Origin of the sequence: Amycolatopsis sp. NBC_00438 (assembly GCF_036026695.1) — a bacterium.
GTDB lineage: Bacteria > Actinomycetota > Actinomycetes > Mycobacteriales > Pseudonocardiaceae > Amycolatopsis.
Map to the genome: position 1 here is coordinate 10,076,513 of NZ_CP107923.1, position 14,874 is coordinate 10,091,386.

Below are 14,874 nucleotides of genomic sequence, written 5' to 3' on the forward strand. Positions count from 1 at the left end.
CCCGGGGGTCGTGAGTGTTCAGGGCGGTTAGAACCGCCCTGAACACTCACGACGGGCCGCGGCAGACCCGGATCAGCTTGCCGAGAGCGGTGTCGCGCCGGAGAGGCGCAGCGCCGACAGCGGGGCCGGGCGGCCGAAGCGGTAGCCCTGGGCGGTGGTGCAGCCCGCCCGGATGATCAGTTCGGCCTGCTCGGCCGTCTCGATGCCTTCGGCGACCACCGCCAGGTCGAGGTCGGCGCACAGCCCGACCAGCGACCGGCACAGCGCGGCGTCGCGCTCCGGCTGGATACCCGTCGTCAGCGCGCGGTCCAGCTTGATCAGGTCGACCGGCAGGGCGTGCAGCACGGTCAGCGAGCTGTACCCGGCCCCGAAGTCGTCGAGCGCCACCCGGACGCCGAGGGCCTGCAGCCGCCGGATCGCGTCGGCGCCCTGGGCCAGGTCGGGCACCGGCACCGTCTCGGTGATCTCGACGACGAGCCGGTCCGCGGGCAACCCGTACCGGGCCAGGCTCGCGCTGACGCTCCGTTCGAGCGCGGCCGCGCCGAGCCGGCTGGCGCAGACGTTGACGTGCACGGTCAGGTCCAGCCCGGCCGCGGTGATCTCGCGGCAGGCGAGGTCCAGCACCAGCGCGTCCAGTTCGGCGCCGAGGCCGGCGCCTTCGACCGCGCGGACGAACGTCTCGGGCGACACGGCCGTGCCGTCCGGGGTGGTCCAGCGGGCCAGCGCTTCGACGGCCACCGGCGTCTCGTCGCCGAGCCGCACGATCGGCTGGAACACCAGCTCGAAGCCCTCCGGGATGCCGCCGGCCGCGCGGCGCAGCGCCGACGGGAAGTCCGGCGGGCCGTCGTGGGACGGCCGGTAGACCACGGTCGTGTCCTTGCCCAGCCGCTTGCCCGCGTACATCGACGTGTCCGCGCGGCCCAGCAGCACGTCGGAGGTGACCAGCGGCTCGGCCGGGTCCGGCACGACCAGCCCCATGCTCGCCCGGACCGGGACGAGCGTGCCGTGCACCGCGAACGGCCGCCGCAGCGCGCCGCGGATCCGGTCCGCGACCGCCTGCGGCGCGTCGACCTCCCCTTCGAGCAGGATCGCGAACTCGTCACCGCCCAGGCGCGCGACGGTGTCGGTCGAGCGCACGCAGCCCAGCAGCCGCTGCGCGACGGCGTGCAGCAGCAGGTCGCCGCCCGCGTGCCCGAAGCGGTCGTTGACCTCCTTGAAGTCGTCCAGGTCGACGAAGATCAGCACGAGCGGGTGACGGGCGTCGGCGCCTTCGGCGACCGCCGAGTCCAGCCGGTCGCCGAACAGCGCGCGGTTGGCCAGCCCGGTGAGCGGGTCGTGGAAGGCCTGGTGCGTCAGCTGCTGCTGGCCTTCGTACACCCGCCGCAGCAGCAACCGGTTGTCCAGCACGGAAAGCAGCTGCCGGGCGAGCACGAGGAACACCACGAGCACCCCGACGAACACCTCGACGCCGTCCGGCCCGGCCCCGCCGATCAGCTGCACGGTGATCAGCAGCGCCACCGCGGTGACCGGGATGTAGGGCAGCGCCAGCTGCCACCAGTCGACCCCGCCGGGCTGGGCCGCGTCGTCGCGCCGCCGGGTGTTCGGCGTCACCAGCAGCGCGAACGCGATGAACATCGGACCGAGCACGAACCCCGCGTCGGCCCACGGCTTCATGCTCTCCGCGCCGATGCTGACGAGGTAGGCGAACACGCTGTCGGAGCAGGCGAGCGCGACGATCCCGACGGCCAGCAGCAGCAGGTTCGCGCGGTAGGGCCGGTCCACCCGGTCGAACACCACCAGCAGCACCGCGACGACCACGATGACCAGGTCCGACAGGGGATAGGCGATGGCCACGGCCCACGAGCCCGCGTCCGGCGCGGTGGCCCGGACCAGCTGCCCGAGCGCCGCGGTCCAGGTCAGGATGAACAGCGAACCGGTGACGACCAGGCCGTCGAGCACCACCGCGATGCCGAAGTGCGCGGTCCACTGCGCGGGTTGCCAGCGCTCGCGGTCCGGCCGGATCCGCGCCCGCGCCAGGGTGAACAGCGCGGCGAGCGCGAGGACCGGGAAGCTCAGGTAGCCGACGTCGGCCAGCGACGGCGACGGCAGCCCCCGGCCGTCGACCAGCTGGAACCAGGACCAGACGCACTGCCCGAGCGACCAGCCGGCCATGCCGAGCGCGATCAGCAGCCGCCACCAGCGCTGGTGGCCGCCGAAGCGGCGGGCGACCAGGCAGCCGCAGACGACCGCGGCGACGCCGGCGCTCAGCTGCATGGCGTCGTCGATCCACAGCGCGAAAGTGTCACCCCAGAACGCGAACCCGTTGACGACGATCAGCGCCGCCGTGACGACGACGAGCAGGATCGCCACTGGGTACCGCCGCACTGTCATGGCACCTCACGTGGTCACGCCCGGTCCGCCGGACTGAGAAACACTACACCGGACGGACGCGGGAACCGGCTCACCGCACCGGCACCATCAGGCGATGTCACGCCGGTGCAGCAGCCACCCGCCGAGCCCGGCGAAGACGACCAGATACCCGGCGAGCACGGCGGTGGCCTGCCCGGAACCGACGATCCGCTCGACCCCGGGGGCGCTCGCCCCGAACGAGGCCACGAGCGCGCCGGCGTTCGGCCCGGGCAGCACCTTCTGCAGGTCGGCGACCCAGGTCAGCAGCGGCGCGGCGACCGACGCGAGGAGGTTCTGCACGGCCAGCAGCCACACCAGGCCCAGCCCGATCGGCAGCGCGACCGAACGCAGGCCGACGGCCAGCAGCACACCGAGCGCGCCCCACGTGGTCGTCACCAGCCAGCCGGCGCCGAGGCCCAGCAGGACGTCGGACCCGCTCGGCCAGACCAGCGCCTGGCCCTGCAGCGACGCGACGAGCGCGCTCGCGCCCGCGTCCGCCGCGAACAGCGCGAGCACCGTGGCCAGCGCCGCCACCGTGACGACGACCAGCTTCGCGCCGAAGACGGTGACCCGCGAAGGGTTCTGCACCAGCACCGTCTTCCACGTGCCGAAGCCGTATTCGCTGCCCGCGACGAGCACGCCGAAGATCAGCGCGAGCGCGCCGACGAAGATCGGCAGGCCGCCGAGGGCGCTGCTGACGAACGCGTCCGGCAGCATCGCGCTCAGCCCGCGTCCGGCGCCGGGCCCGCCGGACGCCGGGACGCCGTCCAGGCCCGCGTAGGGGACGGCGTAACCGAAGGTCAGCGTCAGCACGACGGCGACGGCCAGCAGCAGCCAGCTCGCGGGCCGCCGCGTCTGCTTCAGGAGTTCGGCTCGGATGTCACGCAGCATCGGGGGTACCTCCGGTCGGGGCTCCGGTCAGGGCGAGGAACGTCTGTTCCAGGTCGGGTTCGCGCCAGCGCAGCTCGGTGACGTCGAGGCCGGCGCCGACGAGCGCCGCGTTGATCCGCCCGGCCTCACCGGGGTCGACGTCCAGTTCGAGCGCGGCGCCGTCGGCGTGGACGCGGTCCGCGCCGAGCAGCCGGCCGAGGTGCGCACGGGCCTGGTCGAGCGGCCCGGCGACGACCCGCAGCGCACCACCGGCCCGCAGGTCGGTCACGGACGTCTCGGCGACGAGCCGGCCGTGGTCGAGCACGCCGACGCGGTCGCAGATCTGCTCGGCCTCGGCCAGCAGGTGGCTCGACAGCAGCACGGTGCAGCCGTCCGCGGCGAGCTTGCGCAGCGTCACGCGCATGTCGGCCATCCCGGCCGGATCGAGGCCGTTGGTCGGCTCGTCCAGCACCACGAGTTCGGGCTCCTTCAGCAACGCGGCCGCGAGGCCGAGCCGCTGCTTCATGCCGAGCGAGTAGGTCGCGTACTTGTCCTTGGCCCGATCGGCGAGGGTGACGACGTCGAGCACGGCGTCGACGCGGCCGCGGGAGACACGGGCGTGGTCGGCGAGGACCCGCAGGTTCGCCCGGCCGGAAAGGTACGGGTAGAAGGCGGGCCCTTCGATGAGCGCGCCGACCCGCGCGAGACTGGCCGGACCCGGTTCGTCACCGAAGAGCCGGACGTCGCCGGAAGTCGGCCGGATCAGGCCGAGCAGCATCCGCAGCGTCGTCGTCTTGCCGGCGCCGTTGGGGCCGAGGAAGCCGTACACCTCACCGGCGCGCACCGACAGGTTCAGCTCCGCCACCGCGGCGGCCGGTCCGTAGCGTTTGGTCAGGGCGATCGTTTCGACGGGCAGGTTCACGGGTCTCCTTCCGGACGCGGCCCCACGGCTTGAAGACCGAGAGGACGCTGGCGAACAACAGCAGGCCGGGTGCGACGATCACGGGGTAGAGCAGGCCGGCCGGATCACCCTGCGGGGGCACACCGGCGGCGAGCTGCCGGCCGTATCCGGCGGCGTCGTACAACCCCGGCCGCAGCGCGAAGAGGATCAGCAGGACCATCACGACGTTCACGGCCAGCTTCACGGCCACCCACCAGTAGCGGACAAGGCCGTACTTCGTGCCGAGGCCGAGCACGACGCCGGTCCCGAGCGTGAGGACCGCGGCGATCAGCATCGGCCAGATCGCGAACAGCTCCAGCGCTCCCAGGCTCGTGGCGACGACCGCGGGGTCGTCCGAGACGAGCGCGGTGGCGACGAGCACGCCGAGGACCGCATCGATCCCGATCCACGCGCCCCCCGAGACGATGTGGGCCACCAGGTACCCCTTGCGGGCCCGGGCGCCGAGTCGGCTGGTCATGGTGCCCTCCTTCGTGCTGCCCTCATCCTCGGGACCCGGGCCGCCGCGGTCGTCCGCCGAGGAACGGCACTTGCGCCTACGGCAGAGCGCGTACTCGGGCAGCGGCCGTACGCGCGGAGGTACGTGGAGCTGTGGTTCGACCGGCGATCACTGGGCCACTTCACCGATGCCCGGCGGCGCTCGTGGGCGAGGCCCGGCTGGTGCCGGGCGTGGTCGACGCGCACACGCGTTCCGCACCTGCTTCCGGGACAGCTGCACCAGCAGGTCGACGCTGATCCGCCGGGCCTCCCGGGCGAGCCACCCTCGTGGTCCGGCAGAGCCCCGCGTGCCCGGCACGCGGACCTATGACTGGTGCGGCACGGCCGGTTCTCCGACGGCGGGTCCGCCGTGCGGACCACGACGAGCTGTCGGCAGCGCGACAGGCCGCGAGCACCAGCGGGATCGAGCGCCGGCTCCTGGCCCGCTGGGACGCGGAAACCGGCGGCTACTTCGATTCCACCGCAACAACATGACCCGGGCATCGCCCACCGGAACTTCGTGGTGACGTTGAACCTCATGGGGGACTACAAGGGCGGCGAGCTTCGCGTCGCGGAGTTCGGCCGCGCACTTACCAAGCCCCTGTAGGTGGCGCGTTTTCGTACTCATTGCGACCAGAGGCGACGTCCGTCGCCTCTGGTCGCCGCTACAGCAGGCTCCCATTCCTCCACGACGAAGCGCCGGGAGAATCCGCCGGCGGAACCTCCGTTTCGTCGAACGGTGACCAGCGCCGGTCGTGCCCGAGCAGCGGGCGGCAACGTCCAGATCCGCAACAGGAGGCGCAGGTCCGGACCCGCGACGGGAGGCAACGGGTCCAGACCCGCGACGGGAGGCAACAGGCCAGACCCGCGACGGGAGGCAACGGGTCCAGACCCGCGACGGGAGGCAACAGGCCAGACCCGCGACGGGAGGCAACGGGTCCAGACCCGCGACGGGAGGCAACAGGCCAGACCCGCGACGGGAGGCAACGGGTCCAGACCCGCGACGGGAGGCAACAGGCCAGACCCGCGACAGGAGGCAACGGGTCCAGACCCGCAACCAGTGGCTACGGGCCTGCCCTTCTCGTTCAGGCGCCGCCATGACGGAGGCCTCGGCCTCCTCGTTCAGGCGCCGCCGCGACGGAGGTCCGGCCTCCTCGTTCAGGCCGCCGGTGGCGGCGGCCCCGGCCTCCTCATTCAGACCACGCTGGTGGCCGCGCAAGCCTGCCCCTCCCGGTCAGGCTGCTGCTGGTAGTGGCTTGTGGACGTTGTTGCGTCGGGGTTGTCGACGCCGGTCCATGAACAACGGCGGGATGAACTCCGGCAACCCATCCGCAGCCACCCGGACCTGCCAACTCGAACTATGCACCAACCGATGGTGATACCCACACAACAACACCAGGTTCCCCAGACTCGTCGGACCACCCTCGGCCCAGTGCCGAATATGGTGCCCCTGACAATGCCGCGGAGGACGATGGCAACCCGGGAACGCACAACCCCGGTCACGTAAATACAGAGCCCGGCGGAGACCCGCGGTGATCAAACGACGCAACCGCCCCAGATCCAGCGGCTCACTTTTGCTACCCAGGACCGCGGGGATGACACCGCTGTCACACGCGTGGACCCGGGCGTCCGCGGCCGAGATGTCACCGGTGTCGCCCAGCCGGGCCGTGCCCGCACCGGTCGTCAACGCCTCCAGGGGCATTGTGACCAGGACGTGGGCTCGTTCACCGGCCTGCAGTGGTAGGTCCGGTGAGTTCAGGGCCAGGTCGATCGCGTCGGAGAACGCGTCACCGTACCGTTCCTGCGGGGAACGCAGGTCCTCGGCTGTGCGGCGTTCCGCCAGGGAATCCAGCAGGGCATGGGCGCGGGTGCCGGTCTCGTCGTCGAACCTTCCGCGCAGCTCCCACACACCGGTCCTTTTACGCCGCAGCGACAACTCACGCTCGGGTACCGAGGGTGTGGTGTCGTCCGGAGGTGGGCCGTCCGGGTTGAGGTAACCCAGCAGATGCGCACCCAAAGCCGCTACCTGTCTTCGGCCCGCGGTCCGGGACAGCAGCACCATCTCCCGTTCGGCATCCCCACGATGCTCATCCGGGATCTGGCGCAGAGTCTCCAGGATCGTGTCGATCATCGGGTTGCTCAACCGGCCATCCCGAGCCGCCTCAGCCGTGGCCGGGGCTGTTTCTGGGGCCGAGTTCAACGCCCGGGCCCGCCGCAGCAACTTTCCCGCAGCATCCGCGGAAATATCGGCCAGGTCTTCCAACAGCCGCCCCACGGAACGGTATCCGAACAAAGCCTCCACACCGCGGGTTTCGATCTCGACCAGCACCGCACCCAGTTCCGCTTCCGCGCAACGGATCCGGGTCACCAGCTCACCGACACGGTCGGCCAGTGCCACCGCGTCGGCTTGCCACATCCGGTCGTCGTCCACACCACAGACACTAACCCAGTATCGAACACCTGTTCATCACACGATCAGGCGAAAGGATGATCACTGCCCGTGAGTCGGCCGGCGTTGGCCCAGCTGGTGCTTCGCGGTGCCGGCACGACGAAGGTGACAACCGCCGCGACGAGCCGACGAGCAGGGGTACGTGCACCGCGGCCGGTGCGGCGGTGACGAGGAACAGCCGCAGGGCGCCCGAAACCAGCCACATCCTCGGGTACATGATCGGCGGATACCCGTGGCCGCCGATGCCGATGCTGCTCGATCAGGTGGTCAGGGACGGGTTGCCCCAGCCCAGTTCCGGGAGGCCGTTCGACAGGCCGCCCGCGATCCGGGCGCCGGCCAGCAGGGGTGACCCGATCGTGTCGGGCCGGTAGGCGACGAGCCGCAGCCTGAGGACTTCGGAGACGTCCACGTCGAACTGCGCCGGCGCGCCGAGCCGTACGGTGACCGACGGCTGGGGGACGCCGTCGAGGAACACCTCGAAGTGGCCCGTCTGGCCGGCGTCCGCCGCGTCGTCGAGGACGCCTGCCGCGGACTCGAACTTCCGGTACTTCCGGCCCAGGTCGTACTCGACGACGCCGCGGGGTTCGCCGCAGAACATCGAGCAGCGGTAGGTGATGCTGTGGCCGTGGTGGGTGCCGTCGATGCTCGCGGCGGCGAGCCGGACGTCCGGTCCTTTCGAGACGGGCGTCAGTTCCGTGGTCAGCAGCAGTTTCCGGCGCCTCGGGGCCGGCGTGTACCCGCCGCCGGCGAACACCGCGGGATCTTCGTCCGGCCGGGGGTGTTCCGGCCGGCGCGCGATCGCCCGCACCAGGCTCTGGACGCCGCTGTCGCCGACCTGGAACTGCCGGACCACGAAGCGGGTCGTCGAATACGGGTTGAGGAACTGCGGGATCTCGTCGATCGCGCGGCCGGGGAGCACGATCGGCAGGATCCGCGCCGTGTACTCGTCGATGTCGGCGGTCACCTGGTCGCGCAGGACCGCGCCCTCGAACTGCGCGCCGCGGCCGACGTGCGGCGACTCCTCGCCGTCGGTGCGCCGCCGGTACATCGGGGACGCGATGGCGAGCGTGTAGTCGGCCGCCTTCAGCTGCCGCAGGGCCCACCTGGACCAGTCGACGCGGGCGCCGTCGGCCCACTGGTCCAGGTGCACCTCGAGGCCGATGTGCCGGTGGAGGAACTCGGCGAACCGGCGCACGAGCGTCTTGTGGTCCTCGTCGTCGTGCGAGTACGACACGAAGACCCGGGGGCGGGTCGGCATGACACCGGAGTCGGCGCGTCCGGAGCCGCCGTTACGCCGGCCGGGCCCGGGTTTCGCCGACGACGACCGGGTCGAGGCCGGGGTGGCTCTCGTCCGCCCGCGCCCAGTAGCCCGCCGCCTCCGACGCCGCGCCGCGGGCGAACGCGACGTTGCCCAGGCCCGTGTACGCCCGGGCCGCTTCGTGGTCGCTCTCGCACGCCTCCGCCCGGGCCGCCGCTTCGCGGTAGGCCGCCGCGGCGAGGTCGTGTTCGCCGGTGTGGAACCGGGCCCAGCCCAGGCAGTTGAGCGCCAGCACGGCGTCGAGCTCCAGGCCGAGCTCGTCGAACACGGTCAGCGTGCCCGCCGCGACGTCCGCCGCCGCCGCGGCCTCGCCGAGCGCGACGCGCACCAGCGCGATGCCGCGTTCGGTGATGGCGGCGTTGCGGCGGCTGCCGGTCTGCTCGTAGAACGCCAGCGCCGTCCCGAAATCGCGCAACGCGGACCGGTAGTCGCCGCGGTAGTGGTCGGCCCAGGCGTGGTGCGCGAGCGCGGTGGCTTCGCCGTGGCGGTCGCCGATCGCGCGGTACTCCCGGAGCGCTTCGCGGTAGCACTCGGACGCGCCGTCGAGGTCGCCCCGGTCGACCAGGGCGATCCCGAGGTTCGCCGTCGTGGTCGCCAGCGCCCACCGGTCGCCCGCCGCTTCGGCCGCCGCGCGGGCCCAGCGGTGCGTCACGATCCACTCGTCCCACAGCTTCGCCAGGAAGAAGTACCCGCGCAGGAAGAACGCCAGCTGCCAGCACCGCTCGTGCTCGCCGAGCTCGCCCGCCCGGCGGCACAGGGCGACGAGGTTCGGCCACTCGGCGCGGAACCACGCGACGGCTTCCGCGGGCACCGGCTCGGGCAGGCCGCCGGGGTAGGTGACCACCGGCCGGTAGCGCTGCGGGGCCAGCAGCCGGTCGGCCCGTTCGGCGTCCCGCACGGCGAACGCCGCGAGCTGGCGGAAGGCCGCCTGCCGCTCTTCGGGTTCGAGGGCGGCTTCGCCGGTCTCGACGGCGAACGCGCGGAGCAGGTCGTGGAAGCCGTACCGGTCGGCGGCGGGCTGGGTGATCAGGTACGCGTCGTGCAGCCGGTCGAGCAGCCGGTCGGTCTCCCGCGGCGCGAGCCCGGCCAGCGCGCTCGCCGCGCGGACGTCGAGATCGCCGCCGGGGTGCAGCGAGAGCAGGCCGAACAACCGGCCTTCGGCGTCGCTGAGCTGACGCGCCGACAGCCGGAAGGCCGCGGACAGGCTGCGCTCGCCGTCGTCGAGCTCGCCGAGCCGGTCGGCCTCGACGGCCAGCCGGCGGTCCAGCTCGGCCACGTCCCATGCCGGGTGGGCCCGCAGCCGGGCCGCGGCGATCCGGACGGCGAGGGGGAGCCGGCCGCAGCGTTCGGCGACGCGGGCCGCGTCGGCGGCGGCCGCCCCGGTGAGCGCGGCGAAGAGCTCGGCCGCGGTGCCGGCGGGCAGGACGTCGAGCGAGACGTGCCGGGCCTCGTCGAGCGCGCTCAGCCGCGACCGGCTGGTCACCAGCACCCGGCACTTCGGCTCGGCGGGCAGCAACGGCCGCACCTGCGCCGCGTCGGCCGCGTTGTCCAGCACCAGCAGGAGACTGCGCCCGCGCAGCCGGGTGCGGTAGAACGCGGCCCGGTCGTCCGGGTCGGCCGGGATCCGTTCGGCGGGCACGCCGAGCACCCGCAGCAGCCGGTCGTGCAGGGCCGCCGGGTCGACCGGGGCCTCGCTGTGCCCGCGGAGGTCGACGAACACGCAGCCGTCGGCGAACACCGCTTCGAGCCGGTGGGCGCAGCGGACGGCCAGCGCCGTCTTGCCGACCCCGCCCATCCCGGAGATCACGCAGACGCCGTTTTCGGTTTCCAGCGCGTCGCGCACCGCCCGCAGTTCGTCGGCGCGGCCGGTGAAGTCGCCGGTCGCGGGCGGCAGCCCGGACGGCTGGACGTCGGGGCGGGTGCGCCGTCGCGTGGGTTCGTGGGGGAGCAGGGCGGTGAGGGTCCCGGCCGCGCGCAGTTCGGCGTCGCACAGCGTGGCCAGTGCCGGATTCGGTGTGGTCAGCCCCGTTTCCACTTTGCTCAGGTAGCCCTTGCTGTAGTGGATCCGGTCCGCGAGACCGGCCAGGGAGAGCCCGGCCGCTCGGCGCAAGCGGCGCAGTTCCGCGCCGAACGTCGCTCGTTCGTTCATCAGTACGCACCCCCGTCGCAGGAGCATTATGACCGTGCTCGATCGTCGTCGGGCGGACTGGCTGGACCCGCCTACCCCTGGCCGGCCACCGTGCGCACAGCTCGTTCGTCACGCATGGGCTCAGCCTCAAATGAAGACGGCTGTCAGGAGGGCGACGTCGGCCCGATCGAGTGGGTCTGCTTGGTCGCCGCATGCGGCGACCACGGAGCCGACTCGGCCAAGTAGCTGTGAAATCGAACCGGCAACAGGTATTTCGACTCCTTCGATAGCGGGTGTACGGGGTGGCACCTGGCGCGGGAGCACCCCTGGTCCTCGGTTTGCCGCGGAATCGCCTCGTCAAGAAATGCGGCCGCGCGGAACGGCCCGGCAAGGAGTTTCCCGTTTCCTGCAACGAGAGGAAAGGAAACCGCGGGATAACGATCCGTATGCCGTGGCGTGATCGACTGGACAGCGGCCGCGGGGCTGACGAGTATTGACGACCGTGCGCGGAACGGCGAGGGGAGGAACGGTGGTCCTCAAAGCGGCGGAGGTGGTCGGCGAGCTGAAGATTCTCCGGAAGGGGAGGGGAATTTTCACCACACCGCTCGGGGAACGGGTCGGGCCGGCGCTGCGCGCGATATGCGGCATTGTGGAAGATGACGACCAGGCCGAGGTGCGGCGTAAACTGTCCGGCCGATTGTTGCCCCTGGTCGGGGCGCTGCCGGAGGACCTGAAGATCGTCCTGCTCGCCGCGTTCGCCCTGCACGAGAGCGCCCGGAAGCCCTTCTACCAGGAGCGGGTCCGCTGGGCGGCGAGCACCTTGCAGCGCGACGACCGCACGGTCCGCCGTCGCATCGACGAAGGCATCGAACAGATCGCGGCAATGGCGGTCAAGCGGCCCGAGCCGGATCCCGGACCGCGGTATCCGAGCCGCAGTTGGCACACCGAAGAACTGCGGGTCGCGCTGACGTTGGGCGACCCGGCGGTGGAGGCGTTCGAATTCCGGCGGGTGGTCGCGGACGCCGACGAAATCACCGAGCTGGATCTGGCCTTGACGCTGAGCGCGACCGCGAAGACGGGTGAATCCGTGCACGAGTCGGATCTGGAGGTGGACGTCTTCCACGGCGGTGTGCTGACGAGCCGGGTGATGGAGTCGAGCGACCGGATCGGGCTGGCGTTGCGGTTGCCGGAACCGTTGCGGCGCGGGGAGCAGCACGAAATCGCGTTGCGGTTCCGGGCGAGCATCCGGGAACCGCACTACGTGTGCGTGCCGCGTCATCCGTGCGATCTGTTCGATCTGCACGTCAAGTTCGGCGACCGGGTGCCGGAGCACATCGTGCTCGTGGAAAAGGCGTTCCAGGAGGACGCGCGCGACCCGACCCGGCGCGGGCCGGAGCTCACCGCCGACGACTCCGGCGAGGTGCACGTCCGGTTCCGGCACCTCGCCCCCGGCTTCGCCTACGGGATCCGCTGGCAGCCCGCCGGCGTCAACTGACCCCGGCCCGGCCGGGCCAGATCAGCCGTTCGACGGTGAACAGCGCGGACACGAACGGCTGCGGCAGCCGCACGACCTGCCGCGCGGCCTGGGCTTTCGCCGCCAGTTCGGTGCTGACGCCGAGCGCGTCGACGACGTCCAGCGCGGCGGCGTCGACCAGCTCGGTCGCCCGCCCGCGGGGGCCGCGGCCGCTCAGGGCGAGCGCGATCCCGAGGTCGAGACGGCTTTCGATGGTCTCCGGGTGGGTCCGGCCGAGCAGGCGGATCTGTGGCTCGAGAATGTCCTCCAGCAGCTCGGCCTGGCGGCCGAACTCGCGCAGCTGGGCGTGCGCCAGGCCCATTCCGTGCCGCAGCCGGTACCGCAGCCGGTGGTCCCCGCCCAGCACCCGCAGCACCACGCGCTCGGTCGCGGACAACACCGCCAGCGCGCGTTTCGGCTGGCCCAGGGCCAGCAACGCGCGGTCGGCGTGCATCGCGGCCGTCAAGGTCAGCGGGCTTTCGGAGCCGTAGCGCCGCGCGTAGCTCTCCTCGAGCTCGCGCAGTTCGGCCGCCGAGCGCTCCCAGTCGGCCGGCGCGGCCCGCAGGCCGGCCAGGTCGAGCGCGAGTATCGCGTCGGCGCGGACCAGCTCCGCCTCGTCGCAGCGGGGGTGCCGGTCCCGGCCCGTCGCGTGGCAGGCCGCGACGACTTCGCCGGCGACCTCCCGCGCCCGGCGCGGCTGCCCGGACAGCAGCAGGCTCCGCGCGTATTCGAGCCGCGCCGGCTCGGCGGCACCCGGCGGGGCGTCCCGCAGCTCGGCGAGGATCGGTTCGAGGAGCGCGACGGCTTCCCGCGGCCGGCCGCGCAGCCGGTGGGTGAGAGCCGTGGCGACGGCGGCCCGGTAGCGCTCTTCGCCGGCTTCAGGCAGCCGGTCGCCGGCGTGGTGCCAGAACGTCCGGTCGGCTTCGGCGTAGTCGCCCTGGCAGTCCAGGGCCTGCGCGGCGGTCAGGCCGGCCGCGTACTGCTCGGCTTCGCCGCCGGCCAGCACGAGCGCCTCACGCGCGTGCCCGACGGCCTCCGCGTACAGGCCACAGGCGATTTCGACGCGGGCCGCGCGGGTGTGGTCCGCGGACGTCGCTTCGCCGGTCGAGAGGAGCACAGCGTGGATCTCGCCGGCCGTCGTCGGATCCGCCTGGGCAAGGTGGGCCGCCGCGACCGGGCGCAGCAGCCGGACCCGGTGCGCCGGCGCGATTTCGGCGACGGCGCGGGCGTGCTGGAGCAGGAAGTCACGCCGTCCCCGGTCGCCGGCCAGCCACGCGAGCAGGACTTCGGCGGCGCGGGCCGGCAGGTCACCGGGGTCGAGCCCGGTGCGGGCGACGTCGAGGGTGAGGCTCTGGAACTGCAGGTCGCCGTCCACTTTGGTGGCGAGCCCGCGGGTGAGGACGGCCGCGTCGTCGAGCTCTCCGAGCACTTCGGCGGCGAACTTCCGGGGCACCGGGACGGGCGCGAGTACCGCGGCCAGCCGGACCAGGTCCCGGGCCGCGGCGCCGAGGCCGGCGAGCAGGTCCCGGACGGCCTGCGGCGCGGTGTCCGGCAGCGCGTCCAGCACTTCGGCGGTGAGCGGCCGGGAGGTGAAAGCCGTGGCGCGCAAGGTGATCGGGTGCCCGTCGCAGCGGTCGGCGAACCGCAGCACGGCCGCGCGTTCGACGTCGCCCAAGGGCGCCCGGAACAGCCGCACGCTCTCCTCGCCGGTGAAGCCGGTGAGGTCCACCGTCGCCGCGTCCCACCGGCCGGACCGGCTGGTGACCAGGGTGCGGACGTGCTCGCCCGGCAGCACGAGCCGGTCGAGGATCGCGGGCGACGTCCCGGCCGGGACGTCGTCGACGAGCACCAGCACCTTCTCGCGGGCCGCGTCGATCCGGTCGGCGAGCAGCGCGCGCAGGCGGCCGAGGTCCAGCCCGGACACGTCGGTGCCGAGCCGGTCCGCGGCGGCGCGCGCGAGGGTGAGGGGGAACTGCGCGAGGAAGTCGTCCGGGTCGAGGTGACCGAACGGGCCGAGCCGGACCAGCCCGCCGGGGAAAGCGCCGGCGAACAGATGCGCGTACTGCTCGGCCAGGGTCGTCTTGCCGATGCCCGGCAGGCCGCGCAGGACCACGACCGGCCGCGGATCGGCGGTGGCGCCGGGGAAAAAGGCGCTGTGGACGGCCCAGAGCGCGGGGTAGCGGCCGATCAGCCGGCTCGGTCGTCCCGCGGACGCGCCGAGGGGGACGTCCGTCGCGGCGATCTTCGCGCGGACTTCGGCGACGAGGTTTGCCGAGGTCACCGCGAACTTCGCGTCCGCGAGTCCGGCCGGCGCGAGGTGCGCGGTGCCGGGTTCGGGGTTGAGCAGCAGGACGCGGTCCGCCGGGTCGCCGTGGCGCCCGGCGGCGGCCAGCGCGGCCGTCAGCTGCCATTGGCACGCGTAGTCGGCCGGCAGATCTCGCGAATAGCGGGCGAGCATCACGCGGGAACCGGCGAGATTGTCAGCAGTCTTGTCGAAATCGTCGAATGGAGCGGGCCGGAATACCCGCAGCCCGTCGGCGCGGAGCGTTTCTTCGATGTGTTCGGTCGCCGGGTCGGCTCGCGCGGAACACAGGAAGACGTCGAACCGGTCCGTCACGGGGTGACCGGGCGGGCCGGGATCGGGATCCGTCATCGGGGCACACTCTCCGGTGGCGTTCAATGGGTGATCATCGGTGGAGGTCCTGGGCGTCGGCGGCGGTCACGGGCGAAGCATCGGCGCGCGGTGCGATTT

The 14,874-nt window shown here is 72.7% G+C and carries 9 protein-coding genes; 1 reads left to right on the top strand and 8 read right to left on the bottom strand.

Annotation, left to right across the window (positions count from 1 at the left end; all coding sequences use genetic code 11):
* Positions 1–72: 72 nt before the first annotated feature.
* The 7 genes from OG494_RS46685 to OG494_RS46715 all read right to left on the bottom strand — a co-directional run bounded on the left by OG494_RS46685 (position 73) and on the right by OG494_RS46715 (position 10,630).
* Entirely contained in the window at positions 73–2,391 is a 2,319-nt protein-coding gene (locus OG494_RS46685) for a putative bifunctional diguanylate cyclase/phosphodiesterase (protein WP_328450023.1), read from the bottom strand.
* Between the two features lie 87 nt (positions 2,392–2,478).
* Complete coding sequence (locus OG494_RS46690; RefSeq protein ID WP_328450025.1) at positions 2,479–3,300, bottom strand: ABC transporter permease; 822 nt, start codon at positions 3,298–3,300, stop codon at positions 2,479–2,481.
* Positions 3,290–4,201, bottom strand: a complete 912-nt coding sequence (locus OG494_RS46695; protein ID WP_328450027.1) for an ABC transporter ATP-binding protein — start codon at positions 4,199–4,201, stop codon at positions 3,290–3,292. Before OG494_RS46695 ends, OG494_RS46690 begins: the two co-directional genes overlap by 11 nt.
* A complete protein-coding gene (locus OG494_RS46700; protein ID WP_328450028.1) occupies positions 4,110–4,697 on the bottom strand; it encodes a hypothetical protein in 588 nt (195 codons plus the stop codon). Before OG494_RS46700 ends, OG494_RS46695 begins: the two co-directional genes overlap by 92 nt.
* A gap of 1,251 nt (positions 4,698–5,948) precedes the next feature.
* Positions 5,949–7,145 (bottom strand): DUF222 domain-containing protein, encoded by a 1,197-nt coding sequence (locus tag OG494_RS46705; protein ID WP_442874360.1) that lies wholly within the window; start codon positions 7,143–7,145, stop codon positions 5,949–5,951.
* Between the two features lie 277 nt (positions 7,146–7,422).
* A complete protein-coding gene (locus OG494_RS46710; protein ID WP_328450029.1) occupies positions 7,423–8,421 on the bottom strand; it encodes an SEFIR domain-containing protein in 999 nt (332 codons plus the stop codon).
* A 31-nt stretch (positions 8,422–8,452) separates the two neighbouring features.
* Positions 8,453–10,630 carry an ATP-binding protein gene (locus OG494_RS46715; protein WP_328450031.1) on the bottom strand — a complete coding sequence of 726 codons (2,178 nt, stop codon included), beginning with the start codon at positions 10,628–10,630 and terminating at the stop codon, positions 8,453–8,455.
* 508 nt (positions 10,631–11,138) lie between these two features.
* On the opposite strand from OG494_RS46715, the gene OG494_RS46720 reads away from it, so the two are divergent.
* Entirely contained in the window at positions 11,139–12,104 is a 966-nt protein-coding gene (locus OG494_RS46720) for a hypothetical protein (RefSeq protein WP_328450033.1), read from the top strand.
* Here OG494_RS46720 and OG494_RS46725 read toward each other — a convergent pair.
* Complete coding sequence (locus OG494_RS46725; protein WP_328450035.1) at positions 12,097–14,775, bottom strand: hypothetical protein; 2,679 nt, start codon at positions 14,773–14,775, stop codon at positions 12,097–12,099. The genes OG494_RS46720 and OG494_RS46725 overlap by 8 nt on opposite strands.
* Positions 14,776–14,874: the final 99 nt, after the last annotated feature.